18 protein-coding genes are annotated in these 17,616 nt (G+C 56.4%); 9 read left to right on the top strand and 9 right to left on the bottom strand.

Annotated elements, in window-relative coordinates; genetic code table 11:
• On the top strand, positions 1-1,218 hold the full coding sequence (locus AC6IZD_RS18315) for an acyltransferase family protein (RefSeq protein ID WP_497785040.1): 1,218 nt from the start codon (positions 1-3) through the stop codon (positions 1,216-1,218).
• Positions 1,219-1,470: 252 nt separating this feature from the next.
• Here AC6IZD_RS18315 and AC6IZD_RS18310 read toward each other — a convergent pair whose 3' ends face one another.
• Positions 1,471-1,830 (bottom strand): hypothetical protein, encoded by a 360-nt coding sequence (locus tag AC6IZD_RS18310; RefSeq protein WP_497785039.1) that lies wholly within the window; start codon positions 1,828-1,830, stop codon positions 1,471-1,473.
• Positions 1,831-1,867: 37 nt separating this feature from the next.
• Between AC6IZD_RS18310 and AC6IZD_RS18305 the strand changes: the two genes are divergently transcribed.
• A complete protein-coding gene (locus AC6IZD_RS18305) occupies positions 1,868-2,014 on the top strand; it encodes a DUF6496 domain-containing protein (protein ID WP_497785038.1) in 147 nt (48 codons plus the stop codon).
• Positions 2,015-2,093: 79 nt separating this feature from the next.
• On the opposite strand, the gene AC6IZD_RS18300 is transcribed toward AC6IZD_RS18305, so the two are convergent.
• On the bottom strand, positions 2,094-2,447 hold the full coding sequence (locus tag AC6IZD_RS18300; protein ID WP_497785036.1) for an FmdB family zinc ribbon protein: 354 nt from the start codon (positions 2,445-2,447) through the stop codon (positions 2,094-2,096).
• 191 nt (positions 2,448-2,638) lie between these two features.
• On the opposite strand from AC6IZD_RS18300, the gene rsmI reads away from it, so the two are divergent.
• Entirely contained in the window at positions 2,639-3,496 is an 858-nt protein-coding gene (rsmI, locus tag AC6IZD_RS18295; protein ID WP_497785035.1) for a 16S rRNA (cytidine(1402)-2'-O)-methyltransferase, read from the top strand.
• 8 nt (positions 3,497-3,504) lie between these two features.
• Here the strand turns inward: rsmI and AC6IZD_RS18290 are convergent, their stop codons facing one another.
• The gene (locus AC6IZD_RS18290) at positions 3,505-3,798 is read right to left on the bottom strand and encodes a hypothetical protein (RefSeq protein WP_497785034.1); all 294 of its coding nucleotides are present in this window, start codon (positions 3,796-3,798) and stop codon (positions 3,505-3,507) included.
• Between the two features lie 296 nt (positions 3,799-4,094).
• Between AC6IZD_RS18290 and AC6IZD_RS18285 the strand changes: the two genes are divergently transcribed.
• A complete protein-coding gene (locus AC6IZD_RS18285) occupies positions 4,095-4,556 on the top strand; it encodes a styrene oxide isomerase (RefSeq protein ID WP_497785033.1) in 462 nt (153 codons plus the stop codon).
• A 30-nt stretch (positions 4,557-4,586) separates the two neighbouring features.
• Here the strand turns inward: AC6IZD_RS18285 and AC6IZD_RS18280 are convergent, their stop codons facing one another.
• Positions 4,587-5,351 (bottom strand): hypothetical protein, encoded by a 765-nt coding sequence (locus AC6IZD_RS18280; protein WP_497785032.1) that lies wholly within the window; start codon positions 5,349-5,351, stop codon positions 4,587-4,589.
• Positions 5,352-5,402: 51 nt separating this feature from the next.
• Positions 5,403-6,182, bottom strand: coding sequence for an ABC transporter ATP-binding protein (locus AC6IZD_RS18275; protein ID WP_497785030.1), 780 nt, complete (start codon positions 6,180-6,182; stop codon positions 5,403-5,405).
• A 420-nt stretch (positions 6,183-6,602) separates the two neighbouring features.
• Between AC6IZD_RS18275 and AC6IZD_RS18270 the strand changes: the two genes are divergently transcribed.
• The 4 genes from AC6IZD_RS18270 (at position 6,603) to AC6IZD_RS18255 (ending at position 11,356) form a co-directional block, all read left to right on the top strand.
• Positions 6,603-6,998, top strand: coding sequence for a hypothetical protein (locus AC6IZD_RS18270; RefSeq protein ID WP_497785029.1), 396 nt, complete (start codon positions 6,603-6,605; stop codon positions 6,996-6,998).
• 83 nt (positions 6,999-7,081) lie between these two features.
• Positions 7,082-7,756, top strand: a complete 675-nt coding sequence (rpe, locus tag AC6IZD_RS18265) for a ribulose-phosphate 3-epimerase (RefSeq protein ID WP_497785027.1) — start codon at positions 7,082-7,084, stop codon at positions 7,754-7,756.
• A 26-nt stretch (positions 7,757-7,782) separates the two neighbouring features.
• Positions 7,783-9,144: an outer membrane protein assembly factor BamD gene (gene bamD / locus AC6IZD_RS18260; protein WP_497785025.1), complete on the top strand. Its 1,362-nt coding sequence runs from the start codon at positions 7,783-7,785 to the stop codon at positions 9,142-9,144.
• Between the two features lie 172 nt (positions 9,145-9,316).
• Positions 9,317-11,356: a response regulator gene (locus tag AC6IZD_RS18255; RefSeq protein ID WP_497785024.1), complete on the top strand. Its 2,040-nt coding sequence runs from the start codon at positions 9,317-9,319 to the stop codon at positions 11,354-11,356.
• A gap of 70 nt (positions 11,357-11,426) precedes the next feature.
• Here AC6IZD_RS18255 and nadC read toward each other — a convergent pair whose 3' ends face one another.
• From nadC to AC6IZD_RS18235, 4 genes are all read right to left on the bottom strand, one after another.
• The gene (gene nadC, locus AC6IZD_RS18250; protein WP_497785022.1) at positions 11,427-12,305 is read right to left on the bottom strand and encodes a carboxylating nicotinate-nucleotide diphosphorylase; all 879 of its coding nucleotides are present in this window, start codon (positions 12,303-12,305) and stop codon (positions 11,427-11,429) included.
• A 1-nt stretch (position 12,306) separates the two neighbouring features.
• Positions 12,307-15,072 (bottom strand): valine--tRNA ligase, encoded by a 2,766-nt coding sequence (locus tag AC6IZD_RS18245; protein WP_497785021.1) that lies wholly within the window; start codon positions 15,070-15,072, stop codon positions 12,307-12,309.
• A 169-nt stretch (positions 15,073-15,241) separates the two neighbouring features.
• Entirely contained in the window at positions 15,242-15,436 is a 195-nt protein-coding gene (locus tag AC6IZD_RS18240) for a hypothetical protein (protein ID WP_497785019.1), read from the bottom strand.
• 36 nt (positions 15,437-15,472) lie between these two features.
• Positions 15,473-15,901, bottom strand: coding sequence for a response regulator (locus AC6IZD_RS18235; RefSeq protein WP_497785018.1), 429 nt, complete (start codon positions 15,899-15,901; stop codon positions 15,473-15,475).
• A 329-nt stretch (positions 15,902-16,230) separates the two neighbouring features.
• Between AC6IZD_RS18235 and AC6IZD_RS18230 the strand changes: the two genes are divergently transcribed.
• Positions 16,231-17,604, top strand: coding sequence for an alpha/beta hydrolase family protein (locus AC6IZD_RS18230; RefSeq protein WP_497785016.1), 1,374 nt, complete (start codon positions 16,231-16,233; stop codon positions 17,602-17,604).
• Positions 17,605-17,616: the final 12 nt, after the last annotated feature.

The raw sequence follows: 17,616 nt of genomic DNA, 5'->3' as shown, positions 1-17,616 counted from the left end.
ATGTCAGCAACGGCCGCAGTTGTAACCAGCCGAATGTCCCAGGGTCGCTTTTACTATCTCGATAATCTTCGCTCATTCGTCGTCTTAGTAGTTGTTGTGTTCCACGCCGCAATGGCCTTCATGTTGTATTGCCCAACCTGGTGGCCCGTCATTGATCCTCAGCAGAACTTGTTCTTTACCGGATTGGTGCTGCTGACGGACGTGCCCATCATGCCGATCATGTTCATGATTGCTGGCTATTTTGGGATGGCTTCGCTGGTGAGGAAGGGGCAGGCTGTTTTCTGGCACGACAAGTTGCTGCGCATCGTGACGCCTTGGATTGTTGGATTTCTGATCGTTGCTCCCACTTCACCGTATCTATGGTTGGTGAGCAGGCATCAAGCGCCATCCTTCACATACTTCTACACCCATCTGTTCTTTACGAAAACATTCTCGACCCAGGGCGCGCTGTGGTTCCTTGGCGTTCTAACGGTTTTCTATCTGGCGCTCTCGGCTGCGTACTGGCTTTATAAGCCGCTCGGCGTGGTAGCGGAAAAGAGCGAGCCTCCAACGTGGAAGTTCTTCCTGCTCTTCTGGCTTGTACCAAGTGCGGTGTTCGTCTTCATCAATCAGTTCTGGTTCGATTTTGCCTGGATCCCAGTGAAGTACATTCTTTGGGTTCAGCCTACGCGAGTTTCTCTGGAAGCCTTCTATTTCGCGCTCGGTGTGTACGCATATCGCAGGCGTTGGATTGGCGCAGGATTTGAACCACGTGTTGCCGTGTGGCTTCCTGTGTCAATCATGAGCGGCATGGTGTTTCTGAGTTACAAAACGCACTTTGGTTTCCTTATGCCGCAACTCCAAGTGCGGATTGGTCATGGCCTGCTGCACTGCCTGTTCTGTCTCGCAACTACGCTCGCGCTGTTAGGAATTTTCCGCAGCGTGTTTAATGGCAGCTCCGCACTGCTGGCGAAACTGGCCTCGAGCTCATACGCGATCTACTGGGTACATATGCCAGTGGTCATGCTGTCGAACTTGGCCGTCCGGGGATATCACTGGAACATATATCTGAAGTATCTTGCCGTTTGCGTGCTGTCGCTGATCGGAAGCTTCATTCTGGGAGCGTATGGAGTGAGTTGGCTTCCGATGTTTGCGGGGAAGACGCGCAAAGAACGACAGACAATCGCAGCGGCCCATGAGCAGGTAGAACAACCGGCTTCGTCGATGTCCGAGAGGTGAGACTCATGCTGTACGTGTGTGCTTTATCTTCTCTACTCTAGGCGGAACATCGCATGTAGAGCCGATTACATAGCGACGATGATCGAGACCCGCCGAATGCTTCGGCGGGTTTTCTGTGACCTGGATAGCGCCGATTCATCTTGGGCACTGGATGATTCAAGATGTGGTCCGCGCAACTCGGTCTCCCTTGCCCGGCGTCTGAGAAAGACTGGGAGGCTAGACATCTATGGCAACAGCAAAACGTAGTTCACGTCAGACTACAGGAAGAAAGACAGCCAACCGATCCGCTTCGTCTCGGCGCACCACCTCCGCACGAAGCTCATCAGGCAAAACAAAACGTGCTCGTGCGTCGACGCGTTCGAGTTCTTCTGGACGCTCGACTGCTTCCGGACGCACGCGCTCTTCGGGACAGTCGAAAACTTCACGCACTTCGGCAAAGCGCTCACCCAGCACTAGCTCAAGCCGCTCGCGTCGGCCAAGTTCGGCGAAGCACTCGAGATCGACCCGGCGCTCAACTGCGGCTTCCTCAAGTTCGAGGACCTCGAACTCCACTAGAGGCACAGCAAGAAAGACCTCGGCAAAGAAGAGCGCTTCGAGCAGTTCGCGCCGCAAGTACAGCCCTTCGGCAAGCGCGAATGTAGAAAAAGAAATGAAGGAAATGAAGCAAGGGAAACTCCGCAGTGGCCGCAGCGGAAAGAAGGTTACAAATCCGAAACAAGCTATTGCGATTGGATTGTCCGAGGCACGTAGAGCAGGGAAGAAGGTCCCGGCCAATCCGCATCGGAGGGCGGCTTAGGGAGAGAGGCACAGAAAGAGACAAGGCCCGCATTTGCGGGCCTTTCGTCTGCGGAACAGAACTTCCCGCGAAGATCGAACTACTTGGTCGCGGCCGTCCCTGTGCTGCTGGAGGTTGCTGGCACGGGCGCCACGGTCTTTTCCGAACTGGCGGACGCGCTGGGTTCGGTTGATTTAGCTGCACCGTTGCCATTCGAGCCATTAGAGCCGTGATCGTGTGAGCTCTCGGCAGGGGCGGTGGAAGCGAGGTTCTTCCCGCCGTAATCGGACACGTACCAGCCGGTTCCCTTGAACTGGATGGCCGGGGCGGAAATGAGCTGCTCGACAGTATCTTTGTGGCACTTGGGGCAGGTCTTGAGGGGCTCGTCAGAGAACTTCCTGATGCGCTCGAAACGGTGAGCGCAGGCACTGCATTTGTATTCGTAAAGAGGCATGTTTCCTTCGTTGAACCTTGGCCGCGGTAGCAGGCGCGGCGATCTATTAGCGTCTATCTCTACTTTGATTCTAGGTTCCTGCGGTGGATGCGGTCAATTTTGCACCGGCACCTCTGGTACACTTCGCCCAAAGCGCCAGCTCAGCTCTGGGCGACGCTCTGGAAGCTTTGTTGTTTCGGAGGCTCACGCAAATGCCCGCTTCTCAACCCTCGCTCTACCTGGTCGGGACCCCAATCGGCAACCTTGAGGACATCACCTTGCGCGCTTTGAGGATACTTAAGGAAGTCGATTTGATTGCCTGCGAGGACACACGGCAGACGGCTAAGCTACTGAGCCACTATGGAATAGCCACACGCACGATCAGTTACCACGAGCACAATGAGCTTACGCGTTCGGCAGAATTGATCATGCACTTGGAGCAGGGGCAGTCGATCGCTGTCGTCACCGACGCTGGTATGCCCGGTGTTTCGGATCCGGGATATCGGCTGGCCTTGCTCGCCATCCGGCACAAAATTCCAGTTGTCCCGATTCCAGGAGCTACGGCGTTCCTCAGCGCTCTGGTCGCGAGCGGGTTGCCGACCGATTCCTTCTGCTTCCGCGGATTCCTGCCTGCAAAGATGGGCCAAAGGCGCAAGGCTCTGGAAGAGATTCAACACTCGCCGCGCACGCAGATCTTCTACGAAGCTCCTCACCGACTGGTTGCCACTTTGGAAGATGTGGCCGATGTTCTGGGGGCGGGTCGGCATGTGGTCGTGGCTCGCGAGGTGACAAAGATCTATGAAGAGTTTGTGCGGGCCACGGCGGCTGAAGTGCTTAAGAATTTCCAAGGGCGAGACGAAGTGCGCGGCGAAATCACCCTCTTGATCGCGCGTGCCGAAGAACAACACGGGCTTCCGGCGGTTGCGCAGAAGAACGCTCGCACTCGCGTCCGCGAACTGATGAAGTCTGAAGAAATCGATGAGCGCGAAGCTATGAAGCGCGTTGCAAAGGAAATGGGAATCAGCAAGAGCGACGTGTACAGGGAATTGCAGAAGGACGGGAAGAAGTAGCGCCCGGGCTATGGCAGAGTTGCCTCGGAGCGGCTCTCAGAAGCATGTTTCACCGCGTTTGAGCGTCGGTACACGATGAAATAGTAACCGGGCGCCATGAGAAGCGGCGCGAATAGCATCAGCAAGAACCAGAGCACCCTCATCGTGGAGGACGATTCGTCGAAGGCGACGACAAAGTATTCCATCGCGACCACAATCAAGGCACTGGCCAATGCTTCTGCAAATAGCAAAGATTTCGCTGCAAGCAGTAGGCGGCCAGGTGTCCCTCCGGCCATGTGAAGGGTGGTCAGCGTTACGAACATCCCAATCCAAAGGCACGCAGAGACGCCATACACGCGTTGCACCGTGGTCGAAACAATGAATCCCTTGTTGATGTAGTAATTCCTCAGGATTGTGCGGCCCGGCCAAATCGATTGTCGGAGTGGAGCGACAGCATGTTAGCTCAGGGTGAGTAGGATCTAAAGAACAAAAAGTGTCAACCTTCGATTGTCGATTCGATCCGAAGCCTGTTATCTCCGGAAACTCCGACTCCGGTATTGTGCATCTCTCTGTCTCAATAAGGAGCAGCACCCAAAGATACGCAGTGGAGGAGGGCAGTATGAGTGGTGACAATCGACGGTTGATGTGGCATGGCATGTTTCTGTTTCTGCTCGGATTGTTCACCGGATTCGCCGAAATGAAGTTCGCCAACACTCGGATGGCTCTCGCAGCCCACTTGGAAGGCGTGATGAACGGCATCTTCCTGCTCGCGCTCGGTGGGGCGTGGAGCGGATTGCGCCTTTCGAATCGCGGCACAAGCGTCGCATACTGGACGGTACTGTTTGGCACCTACGCGAATTGGTTTGTGACGACATTGGCGGCGGTATTCGGGGCTGCGGCGTTATCGCCAATCACGGGAGCGGGGCATCATGGCACGCCGTGGCAGGAGAGCTTCGTGCAATTCGGCTTCATGATCGTCGGACTGGCGATCGTGGCAGCGTCGATCATGCTGCTATGGGGATTTCGCGCCAAGGCTGTCGAGCAGGTGTCCAATGAGCGAGCAGTGAGTGTGGGACGTTAGCGAGTAATTCGCGGCCCTCATAACGTTGGCTTAATGCTTGCGCCGTGTCATTGTCTGAGCTTCTTTCGTCGGCAGCACCAAAGGTTTGCCTCCGGTTGGAGGACGCAGCACCACGGCAACGTCCTCTCTGCATCGTGTTCCCGCCCATCCATAGTAGTGCTTGAGGTTGTAAGTTTTTGATAAAGCTATAGACAGGCTTGCTTCAGTACCAGGCCGCTCCCCGACATTGAATACGTGATAAGGGTCATAGGTGAGTAATCCATCCCCAAGCGACTCGGAGAAACATGGAAATCCAATTATTTCGGCAATTCCATCTTCGTCCAAATCCCGAAGGTCTTTCAGACCAAGCTCATTACTGTGAAGAATGGCGCGAGGAGCGCCAGTTTTGGCGAGTTCAATCACATCCAGGCTACCGGGCGAGTTTGCATAAGAGTAGCCGAACAGGAACAGCGCATATCGCCCCTCACTCAACTTCCCCACTAAAACATAGTCGGACTGGGCAAGGTTTTTTAGCTTTAGGGCCTCGCTAGACGCGCTAGCTTCTTTAGATTTGTACCTCATCCACCCATCACTGTTGTCGAGTATGAAATCCTTCTGTCCAGGAACGGCGACAAGGATACGGGTAAAGTCACCAGGGTCGCTCCACGATGTCGGAATCTCGAGCATGACTCTTACATTGTGGTGGCCGTTCCAGTCGAAGCTAAATGAGGAGACTTGCTTCCACTTGGTCTGAGCGCACATAGAACTCGCCAGCAACAGCAACGTGGCGATCAGTCCAGCCCTGATTCCGTGCATGCCTCACATTATCCACTTTGCAGGACTGAGTTGAAGCGAAATCCGCGAGCCCTACTCTGCGACTGCGCTTAGCAACTGCTGCGTGTACTCGTGTTTTGGTGCGCTGGTGATTTGCTCGGCGGGGCCGATTTCGACGATTTGGCCACGGCGCATTACGGCGATACGGGTCGAGAGATAGCGCACAACGGGCATCGAGTGCGAGATGAACAAGTAGGTTAGCCCGAAATCCTTTTGCAGTTGTTTGAGAAGATTCACAATCTGGGCGGCAACGCTGACGTCGAGGGCGCTGACGGCTTCATCAGCCACGATGAAGCGAGGGCGCAGGGCGAGGGCGCGGGCGATTCCGATGCGCTGACGCTGTCCTCCGCTGAATTCGTGGGGGTAGCGGGCCAGGGCGCTCACTTCTAGTCCGACGGCGCGCATCAGTTCGGCGGCATGCTGGCGGAGGGTCGCCTTGCCGGGGTTGTCGTGGATAGCTATGGGCTCGGTGACGATTTCTTCGACGGTCAGGCGGGGGTCGAGCGAGCCGAAGGGGTCCTGAAAGATGATTTGCATGTCGCGGCGGGCTTGGCGGAGGGCGCGAGAGCCGAGAGCGGTGATTTCGGAGCCATCAAAGAAGACTTTGCCACTAGTAGGCTCGATGAGACGCAGCAACATGCGGCCCAAAGTGCTTTTCCCGCATCCTGATTCGCCAACGAGTCCGAGAGTTTCGCCCTGCTCGATGGTGAGCGAGACATCATCGACGGCGCGCAGTCCGGTGCCAGTTCGTCTGCCAAATGCGTCTGAGGATTCGTAGGTTTTGGTGAGATGCGAGGCTTCAACCAGGGCCATGAGAGAAGGGTAACAGAGGCAGAGGTTTCAAAGTTTTGAGGTCGCAAGTTTCCGCGCGTCAACTCCACGTGTTCTCGGTATTGAACTTTCCAAAGTCTAACAACATGCGTGACTCAGCCCGAGCAATGGAGCAGGATGGGGACGTGCAGTGAGCAATGCATGTGTTTTCGATAATCGGTAATTTAGCGAAATGAAAGCGAGTATCTAGTGGAATTCAGGCTTCTCTATCGCGGTGAACTATTGCCTTGCACTAACAGCAAAAGGCGGGCACTCGAAAAGCACCGAATCCGGCAGCAGCTTCATCCTCAGCTACGTCGTCTCTGGTCTATAAAACGTGAACTCCAACAGCTTGCATATTCAAATGCGGGAATGCAAGTTGGGAACATTCGTATAAACTATCACCCTCCATCGCAGGAAGAATTGGAAGACGCGTATAACCTTGGAATCGCGAAGATCGGCGGAAAATGGACGAGTGCTGGATTTGATTTTGTTCCGCTTGTAACGGATGAATTCGCTCGGAGATGCAGACTCGACATTCTTCTTCTTAGGCCAGAGGAAAAGAAGTACATATTTGAACAGGGCGACATTGATGGCCAACTAAAGACCCTCTTTGATGCGCTCCGCCGTCCCTGTAATCTTGCAGAGGCGGGCGGCCTTGTTCCAACAGAAGACGAAAAGCCATTCTTCTGCTTACTTCAAGATGACCGTCTGATCTCAGAGGTTCACGTCATTACCGATCAATTGTTGTTGTTACCAGGAGAGCGCGAAACCCGGGCAAACGATGCCTTTGTTGTTATTCATGTCACAACGCCTTGAGGCAGATGCTCTCCTTTCATCGCGAGGCATCTGTTCCTTGCTCATGCTAGAATTTCCGGCAGCTAATCCAGAGAGAGAGCCACTTGATCGAGATTGCGCCTTCCATTTTGTCGGCTGATTTTGCCCGCTTGGCTGAAGAAGTCAAGCCGGTGCTGGAAGCCGGAGCCACCGTGCTGCATGTCGATGTGATGGACGGCCATTTCGTTCCGAACATCACGATTGGGCCGCCGGTCGTGGCCGCGCTGCGAAAGCATGTCGATGCGCCGCTCGATTGCCACCTGATGATCGAGAACCCGGACCAGTACATTCCGGCGTTTGTCGATGCCGGGGCCAACTGGATCAGCGTTCATCAGGAAGCATGCGTGCATCTGGACCGCGTCATCGAGCATATTCGCTCACGGGGCGCGCTGGCGGGGGTGGTGATTAACCCCGCGACGCCGGTCGCCACGCTGACAGATATCCTGGATATCGTCGATTACGTGCTAGTGATGTCGGTCAATCCGGGCTTTGGGGGGCAGAAGTTCATTCCCCGGACGCTTCGGAAGATTCGCCATCTTGCGGAATTGCGTGCCCAGCGTTCTCTTGGCTTCCGTATTGAGGTGGATGGCGGCGTCACTCTTGATACCATATCTATGGTGGTGCAAGCAGGTGCCGAAATCATGGTAGCTGGCAACGCCGTGTTTGGCCGGGGCGATGCAGGCCACAATGTTCAACAGCTTTTGCACGCCGCGCGTTCGGCTACTTTGCAGAAAGCTTAATGCTCATGAGTTTCTACCGAGGTGTCATGTTTCGTCGCGTACTCACATCCCTGTTGCTGGCCGCAAGCTTACTTGCCGGCGTGGCCTGCACGAACAAGAAGGCCACCAATCCGCTGGCTCACATCAATTCCAAGCAGCCAGATAAGGTGCTCTTCGACCGCTCGATGGAGGCGATGAAGCAGCGCAAGTACGACGTAGCGCGCATGACGCTGCAGACCCTCATCAATACTTATCCGGATTCCGAGTATGTAGCCCGCGCCAAGTTGACAGTGGGCGAGAGCTGGTACCAGGAAGGCACGACTGCCGCGCTGGCTCAGGCCGAAACCGAGTTCCGCGACTTCATTACCTTCTTCCCTAACATGCCGGAAGCTGCCGAAGCGCAGTTGAAGATCGCCGACATCCACTACCGCCAGATGGAGAAGCCGGACCGCGATTACGCACACGCCCGCCGCGCCGAGGATGAGTACCGCCAGATGTTATTGCAGTATCCGGACAGCAAACTGGCTGACACGGCACGCTCGCGTCTGCTTGAGGTGCAGGAAGTCCTGGCCGAGCGCGAATTCCGCATTGCCCGCTTCTACTTCATGCGCGGATCGCTGCTGGCCGCCGTAGCTCGTGCCCGCACGCTGACCGATACCTTTCCTCTCTATAGCAAGTCGGACGAAGCACTCTACATCTTGGGAGAAGCCTATGAACAGCAGGCCGAACGCACCCGCGAAGTGAATGCTCCCGACGCGCTGAAACAGAAGTTGCTGAAGGGTTACTACGACAACGCCGCGCAGGCTTATAGCAAGATCGTGACCCGCTACCCGGCAATGCCTCGTTACCAAGATGCCCGCAAGCGCCTGGCCGCCATTGACCGCCCGGTTCCAACCCCTTCACCTGAGGCGATTGAGCAGAATAAGAAGGAACTCGCAAGCCGCCAAGCGACCACTCGCTATCAGCGCTTCCTGAATAACATGAGCAAGCGGCCCGACCTCACGGCTGCGGTGCACACGGGCGAGCCCACGCTGGTCGATCCGAAAGAAACGGATGCTCCACGCCTGGCACGCGAGATCAATGACGTCGTGAAGAACGAGTACGAGGCCTCGAGGGGCGGTACTGGAAAAGTTGCAATCGAGAAGGTTGACGCAACGAATGGCAAGCTGCCGGAAAATCAGCCAGTTCCGCGTTCGGCGACCCAAGCTGCGGTGAATCCGAGCGATGTTCCCGCCGAAGCTCCTGCGCAACTGAATGAGAGCTCGTCGTCCACTGCGGGCACGTCCACTTCTGTGGACCAGAATGCGGCAAACACGTCATCCACTGCCACGACCGCAAAGGAAGAAAGCGCTTCTTCCAGCCGTAAGGCTAAGAAAAAGCGGCACATCAAGATTCCGATTCCGTTCTAGGATCGGCAGCAGTTCGTGGAAGTAAACAAGGCCCGCACGAAGTTACCATCGTGCGGGCCTTGTTCGTCCCTTTGGTTTGTGACTTGGCTTGCTGTCATTGACCTTCATACCTCAACGGCGGTAACGTGACACTCTAGTTCTACTCAGAATCCAAAAGTGTCAGGACCGCGCCGTGTCTCTCAATATCCTGCTTGCTGATGACAGCGTCCCCGCCCAGAACATGGGCAAGAAAATCCTCGTTGATGCCGGATACAGCGTTCTTACGGTAAGCAACGGCCTCGAAGCGCTGCGCAAAATCAACGAGATGAAGCCCGAGATCGCGATCCTCGACATCTTTATGCCCGGATACACGGGCCTGGAAATCTGCGAGAAGCTGCGCTCCAACGCGGAAACGGCGTCACTTCCGGTGGTGCTAACAGTCGGGAAGCTTGAGCCTTATCGGCCCGAAGAAGGCGAGCACGTTCACTCGAACGCCGTCATTGTGAAGCCTTTCAATGGCAACGAACTTGTGGGCGCGGTCCGCAGTCTGATTGGCGCCCCACACCAGTTGGCTCCCGAGCCTGAGCCCGAGCCCGAGGTGGTGCAACAGTCAGAGGTCGTGGAAGAAGAGGAAGTTCAGGAGACGTACACGCAGCCGGTAGTTCACGATGAGCCGACCGGAGTGGCGAGCCTGATGTTCGATCCGGATGCAACGCATACGCCCTTCCAGGCGTCAGCCGGAGACTTTCTCTCGTCAGCCGCGGCACCCAGTACGTCAGGCAGGTTTGAGTCGGCTTTCGCCGGACTCGATATCGATGAGCAAGTCCCCGAAATCGCTGCTGTGTCGGTCACTCCCGCCGGGGTGGATGTTCAAGCTTTCGCGCACCCAGATTTCGCAGCTCCCGAGCACATTGTCGACGTTCATCCCTCTGGGCCAGAGCAGTTCTCGGAGTTTGCTGCTCCCGAAGCTGACCAACACGCGGTAGAGGTGCCCGATGTCGCGGAGCAGCCAGCACCCGCCGGAGAGGCATATCTCCAAGTTCCCGAGCCGATGGACGTGAGTTCGTATGGAGGGACCGACCCGCTGCTTGAGGTGCAGGGGCGCGAGGTGGAAGAGCCCAGCGCACTTGCTTCAAGCGCCCTCGAGAAGCCCGAGCCTACCGAAACCGCGCCTGCAATGGATTTGGACCTTGAGGAAGAGGGACTCAGCGAAGAGCAGAAGGCGCGACGAGCGGCATTTGAAGAGCTGTTTAATTCCGATGAGCCGCTTCCTGTAGAGGAATACCATGGCGAGCCGGCCAATTTCTTCGAGCAGTCTCCAGAGTTGGCTGTCCCCGTACCGCAAGTTGAGCCGCCACCGGTTGAGCCACCTTCGGTTGAAGTTGGTACTGACAATTTCGGGTATTCAATTGAAAGCTCAGTCAGTTCGGAACCTCCAGCAGTTCAGCCGGAGACGTCCTATGCGGCCTTTGCGCCACAGGCCCCGGCCGAATTCGATGTGGCCGATGAGCCGGCAATCATAGAAGAGATCATTGAGCCAGCTTCCACTGAATCGGTTTTTGACGCACCGATTTCACCCGAGCCAGTCGAGTCGCCTTTCATTGCTCCGGTCGGGGAAACAGATTCGCCGGAGTCGACTGGAATCGAGCTTGAGCTACCCGCGTCTCCCGTTGTGACAGAGATCGAGCCACAGCAAATTTTTGAGGCTTCCGCGTACGATCCCGAAATTGAGGAGATCATCATCCCCGCACGCGAGGAAACGGACCCTGTTCCCGCGTCGATAGTCGCCCCAACTGAGCAGGACTCTTCATTGGCTAGTGGGGAACTGCCCGAAGCCGCTGCTGCCGTTGAAGTCGCGTCATTCACGGCTGAGTCGTCGTCAGAAGCCCAGCCCCTGCAATCACTTGAGCAACTTGAGGCTGCCGAACTGCAGCAAACGCAACCAGAAAGCTACGAGACAGAAATTCTCAGCATGGAGGTTCCGGGAGCCGAGGATATTCATGCGCGACTCGTGCAAGTGCCCGAACCAGTGACTGGGTTCTCGGCTATCGGCGCGCTCGGGACGGTTCACACTGCGGCCGAGGCGGAACCAGACGGGATGGTAGCTGTCGCGGAAGAGGAGCCAGAAATCAGCGAGGCAGAACGCGTGCATCAGGCCGTCGAGAGGGTATTCGATAAGTTCAAGCCTTTACTCATTGCGGCCATCGTTCGGGAATTGGCGCGCCACGAGTAACAGCGAGTTGCGAAGAATGTGAAAGGCACGGTGAGATTCCGTGCCTTTCTTTTGCTTTGGTACCGAGTGCTTACGACGGCTGAATTCTCATGCTCAGATCGACCGCTCGCGCCGAGTGTGTCAGTGCGCCGATGGAGATGTAGTCCACTCCGGCCTCGGCATACTGCCTAACGTTTTCCAGCGTGATGCCACCCGAGGACTCGATGCTCATGGCAGGGAAGTCCTTGCGCACTCTCGCAACGGCCTCGCGCGTCTGCGTGGGAGTCATGTTGTCGAGCAGGATGGATTCGGCACCGTACTTCAGCGCCTGTTCCAGCTCGCGCATGTCGCGCACCTCGACCTCAACCGGTTGCTCGCCCTTGCGGTTAGCCAGAGCGCGCTCGATTGCAACCTTTACACCTCCGCCGAGGTCGATGTGGTTGTTCTTGATCAGGATACCGTCTGAAAGGTCTAACCGATGGTTGTGACACCCGCCACAGCGCACAGCATACTTTTCCAGCAGCCGCAGACCGGGGACCGTTTTGCGCGTGTCCAGAATCTTTGCCCCAGTGCCCTCCACTGCCTTGGCGTACTTGTGCGAGATGGTCGCAATGCCGCTCAGGTGCTGCAGCAGGTTGAGGATCAGCCGTTCGCAGCTCAGCAGCACGCGGGCATTGTGGCGAACCGTCGCAATGGCCTCGCCTTTGTGGAGTTCTACGCCATCGAAGATCTCCTGCGGAATGCTGACCTCGGGATAGGCGTGCGCCGTGCCTTCCAGCTCGGCAAAAACCTCGAAAATGCGTTGCACCGAGGCGATTCCTGCCAGCACGCAATCCTGTTTTGCCAGGATGGTGGCCATCGCCATTTGCTGCGGGTCAATGGTCGCCAGCGTCGTGGCATCATGAATCGCCTGATCTTCGATTAGCGCGTTCGACAAGATCGCGGTAATGCGGCGGCTGTTCCAGTTCATGTTAGTTCCTCTTACCGTCCAGGTCCGTCAGGCGCAACTTTGCCTTTTCGATCAGCGACTCCAGTTCCACGCGTCGGGTTCTCAAACCTTCGACCACCTTCGCCGGGGCCTTCGACAGGAAGCTTTCGTTCTGGAGTTGTCCGGTGTTGCGCGTGTACTCGGCGTTCATCTTCTCTAAGTCTTTCAGCACGCGAGCCTTCTCGGCCGCGACGTCGATCTTCTGCTCGTAAACCAGGCGAACCTCAAACCGGGCAGTCGCACGCGAGTTCGACTCCTTTGCCAGCGAGTGATCCACGTAGTCCAGCGTCGAAACGTTGGCCAACTGCTCGATGGCTCCAGTGTTTGAGGCAATCACCGCGCGCACCCCGTCCTGCGGAAAGACCTGTATGGGCAGTTTTTCTTTCTGCCCGACCTTCAACTCCGCCCGGATGTTGCGCACCGAAACGATCAGGTCCTGCAGGATCGCCATGTCGCGCTCGGCATCCACGTCGAGTTGTGCAGGATCGGTCTCCGGATAGGCTGCCAGCGCAATGGATTTCAGCGGAGCCTTGCCGTCATAAACCGCCTGCCAGATCTCCTCGGTGATGAACGGCATGAACGGGGCCAGCAACCGCAGCGCGCCTTCAAATACCTGAACCATGTTGGCGTACGCTGCGCGAGCCACTTCGCGATCTTCCGACAGAAGACGCGGCTTCAGCAGTTCGACATACCAATCGCAGTATTCGCCCCAGAAAAAGTGATAGACCACATGGGCGGCTTCGTGGAAGCGATACTCGCACAGCGCGGCCGAAACTTCGCCCGCAACCCGATTGAATCGCGACAGGATCCAGCGATCTTCAAGCGTTGCCGCCCGGAAACCCTGCAGGCCCACGGAGGTATTTAAATGCGAATGGGCGGCGAACTCCGTAAGCGACCACGTGCCCGTCTCCGCCGCGCGATCCACGTTCATGAACAGGAAGCGGGCAGCGTTCCAGATCTTATTGGCAAATGCGCGATAGCTTTCCGTGCGGCTCTCGCTGAAAGCAATATCCGTTCCAGGAGCGGCCATCGCAGCCAGCGTAAATCGGGCAGCGTCCGTGCCGAACTTCTCGATTACGCCGATAGGGTCAACCACGTTGCCCTTGGTCTTGGACATCTTCTGGCGTTCGGCATCGCGCACGAGAGCGTGAATGTACACCTCGCGGAAGGGCACGATGTCGCGCTTGTCGGTCTTCTGCTCGTCCATGAAGTGGCAGCCCAGCATGATCATGCGCGCCACCCAGAAGAACAGAATGTCGAAGCCCGTTACCAGCGTCGATGTCGGATAGAACGCGTCGAGGTCAGGCGTCTTTTGCGGCCACCCGAGGGCCGAGAATGGCAGCAGACCAGAGCTGAACCATGTGTCGAGAACGTCTGTGTCCTGCTCGATTTTGGCGCTGCCGCAGTGGGCGCATTTGGTTGGATTTTCGCGCTCGACGGTAATTTCCTTGCAGTCGGCGCAGTGCCATGCCGGAATGCGGTGTCCCCACCAGAGCTGGCGCGAGATGCACCAGTCGTGAATGTTCTCCATCCACTGTAGATAAATAGCCTTGTAGTTCTCGGGTGTGAACTTAATGCGACCATCATTCACCACATCGCGAGCCACCTGAGCTAGCGAAGGACGTCCGTCCTTTGTCTCTTTGTTGACCGCCAGAAACCACTGTGTCGAGATGCGAGGCTCGACCACGGTCTTGCAGCGGTCGCACTTGCCGAGCGCAACAACATAATCTTTTGTACCAACCAGAGCGCCTTCGCCCTCGAGATCGGCAACCACTTTGTCGCGCGCGGCATAACGGTCGAGTCCCTGGTATTGCGGACCGGCGTTGGCGTTCATGTGCGCGGTCTCGTCCATGATGACCAGTTCTTCGAGCCCATGCCGCTTTCCGGCTTCGAAGTCGTTCGGATCGTGCGCCGGGGTGACCTTCACCGCTCCGGTACCAAATTCAGGCTGCGCCAGTTCGTCGAGGATGATGGGGATTTCGCGTCCGACCAGCGGCAGGCGCACCTTGCGTCCATGCAGATGCGTGTAGCGCTCGTCACGCGGGTTTACTGCAACCGCCGTGTCGCCCAGCATCGTTTCAGGACGCGTGGTGGCGACCACGATGTACTCGCCCGGCATGTCGACGACCGGGTAGCGGATCTCCCATAGCTTGCCTTGTGTTTCGTCGTGAACAACTTCCAGATCGCTCAAGGCGGTCATGCAGCGCGGGCACCAGTTCACAATGTAAGTACCGCGATAGATGAGCCCTTCCTCCCAGAAGCGGACAAAAGCCTCGCGAACGGCGCGGGACAGGTGCTCGTCCATGGTGAAGAACTCGCGCGACCAGTCGACCGAGTCGCCCAAACGCTTCATCTGCTCCAGGATGTAGCCGCCGTACTGCTCTCGCCACTCCCATGTTCGCTTGATGAAGGCTTCGCGCCCCATGTCCTGACGCTTCTTGCCCTCTTTGGCTAACTGCCGCTCTACCATCATCTGGGTGGCGATGCCGGCGTGGTCGGTGCCAGGCAGCCACATGGAAACCTTGCCCAGCATTCGCTGCCAGCGCGCCAGGATGTCCATTTCCGTGTGGTTGAGCATGTGTCCCATGTGCAGGCGCCCAGTTACATTGGGCGGCGGCAGCAGGATGGAGAACACATTTGAGGCGTCCTTTGGGGTTTCGGCGTGGAACAGGTTTTCGCGGACCCAGTACTCGGCCCAGCGTTGTTCAATTTCGGCGGGATCGTAAGCCTTCGATAGTTCGTGCGACATAAGAAAAGGAATTTCCTCGGCTTGGAAACTCTTAGTTTATCAGAGCGCAACAGGCCCGGAACTCTGCCGAGGGCTTGTTGCGCAATCAAGATTGGGAGGAAAGCAGGGATCGACTGATTACCGCCGCGCGAGCGCGCTCGTGCGGATTACGAGGTTGTGCGCTCCTGCGTTATGCCGCCTGCTTGGGACCGAGTTTCATCTGCTGCCAGTCATATGGGAATTCTTTGCCGCAATCGAGGCATACGACATAGGTCGTTTTCACCGGTTCACCCTGGCCTGAAACGGATTGCGGTCGCTTAGCAGTGATCGGGAACGTGCAATGATCATGAGGACATCCGAACATGGAGGACACAAAACGGAACATAACTACCCCCTACAGCACTGTTACGGCACACACCCTCTAGACTCCTTGTAGATGCTGATTGTGCGTGCCGGTGTCGGTAAAAAGAACCTCTGATATCTTGCAAAGCAGTTCACTCGCCTTGATTGGTTTTGGCAATACCTCGAATTCAAAACCTCGGTTGTGGCCTTCGTTAATGGATCTGCTGCCCACCGAGTCAGCGTAGTGTGCATTCCCGGAGATCAGCAGTACCTTGCAGTCAGGATGCTCAGCCAGGATCCGGATTGCTGCATCGACTCCGCTCATGCCGCCCATCACAACGTCACTCAAAAGGATGTCGGGCTGGAACGTGCTAGCCACTGTTACAGCTTCTTCACCGCTGAAAGCTATAGCCGTGTCGTAGCCGTGCAATTCAAACACTTCGGCGAGCATGACGGCGATCATTCGCTCGTCATCCACCACTAGGATCTTTAGTCTCCGGTCCGGCATTACGTAAGTCTTCCCCCAGTTTCACCTGAGATGCGCACGTAGTCAGGCTCGTCTTCAATCAGGGGGAGACTTGCATGGTTGAAGGGAGCTAGAACATAGCATAGTTACGACACCGCGCAACAACTTTTCGGTCCCTAGATGTTGACCCATTAGGAACTCGTTAGGTCAGGGGTATTTACCTCCAAATTCTCGATGGTGTATGAACTATCGGACGCTTTGGAGCGTATCTTTAGTCAGCAACAAAGTATTTATTTGCTGATGAAGCTGAGCTGTACGATTCACTGTCTTTTTTCACCGTTTCACATCTTGCCGTTTCGCACGGAGACTCGATGAAGCGCCTTGTCCTATTCTTTGCAATCTTTGCAGCCTGTCTTTCGTCCCACGCACAGCAGACGTCGTCATCCATAGAAGGTGTATGGCTGGGCAAGATTACGTTCAGCGGAAATTCACTCCGCTTGGCTATCCACGTGTCCAAAACGCCCGCCGGATTGACGGCCACCATGGATAGCCTCGACCAGGGTGCAAGGGGCATTCCAGTTGTTTCGACCACGCAGAATGGCGACAATGTCGTGGTCGATATGTCGAACATCGGTGCGAAGTTCGAGGGCAAGCTCAGTAGCGACGCGTCATCAATTGACGGAACCTGGTCGCAAAGCGGCGCTAATTTGCCGCTGGTGTTGAAACGGGTTACAGAAGAGTCATTGGTAGAACGCCGGCCGCAGAATCCCGTAAAACCCTATCCCTATACGGAAGAGGAAGTTACTTTCGAGAACAAGGCAGCGTCGATCAAGTTGGTCGGTACGCTGACTCTGCCCAAGGCAAAGGGACCGTATAAGGCCGTGGTTCTCATTACTGGTTCTGGGCCTCAGAATCGCGATGAAGAGCTGCTGGGGCACCGCCCGTTCCTCGTCCTCTCCGATTACCTGACGCGCAAAGGCATTGCCGTGCTGCGGTTTGACGACCGGGGCATCGGGAAATCGCAAGGAGACTACGCCGCAGCGACCACTGCCGATTTTGCGACGGACGTGGAGGCCGCAGTGGCGTATCTGAAGACTCGTCCCGAAATTATTCCTCACCAGATCGGCCTCATTGGACACAGCGAAGGCGGCAGCATCGCTCCCATGGTCGCGTCGCGAAATTCTGATGTGGCGTTCATCGTGATGATGGCCGGATCTGCCGTGCCTGGTAGCAAACTAATTCCCGAGCAGGCAAAGTTGGTCGCAATTGCCGCCGGAGTCCCGGCAGAAAAGGCCGAAGAACGCGCCCGCTACGAGAGTGATGACATTGCCATCGTTCTGAATGAGAAAGACCACGACCAAATGGAAAAGAAGCTGCACGAGTCGGCAAAGCGGTGGCTTCCAGAATCGGAGGTTAATGCCGAAATTACAGTGCTAACCTCGCCGTGGTTCCGCTACTTCCTCGCCTTCGACCCTGCACCCCTCATTACAAAGGTGAAGTGCCCGGTGCTCGCGCTGAACGGCACGCTCGACACGCAGGTCCCGGCAAAGCAGAATCTTCCGGTCATTCGGCAGGCGCTTCAGCAGGGAGGCAACAAGCATTTCGAAGTGGTCGAATTGTCAGGACTCAACCACCTGTTTCAGAGCGCGAAAACCGGCGCTGTAACTGAATACGCCCAGATCGAAGAAACGATCTCGCCTACGGTGTTGGAGATGATTGCAGACTGGGTTTTGAAGACGAACTAGAGCGTAGCCAAT

The sequence above is a fragment of the Koromonas humicola genome, assembly GCF_059726255.1.
This window is presented reverse-complemented; position numbering and strand designations above follow the sequence as displayed.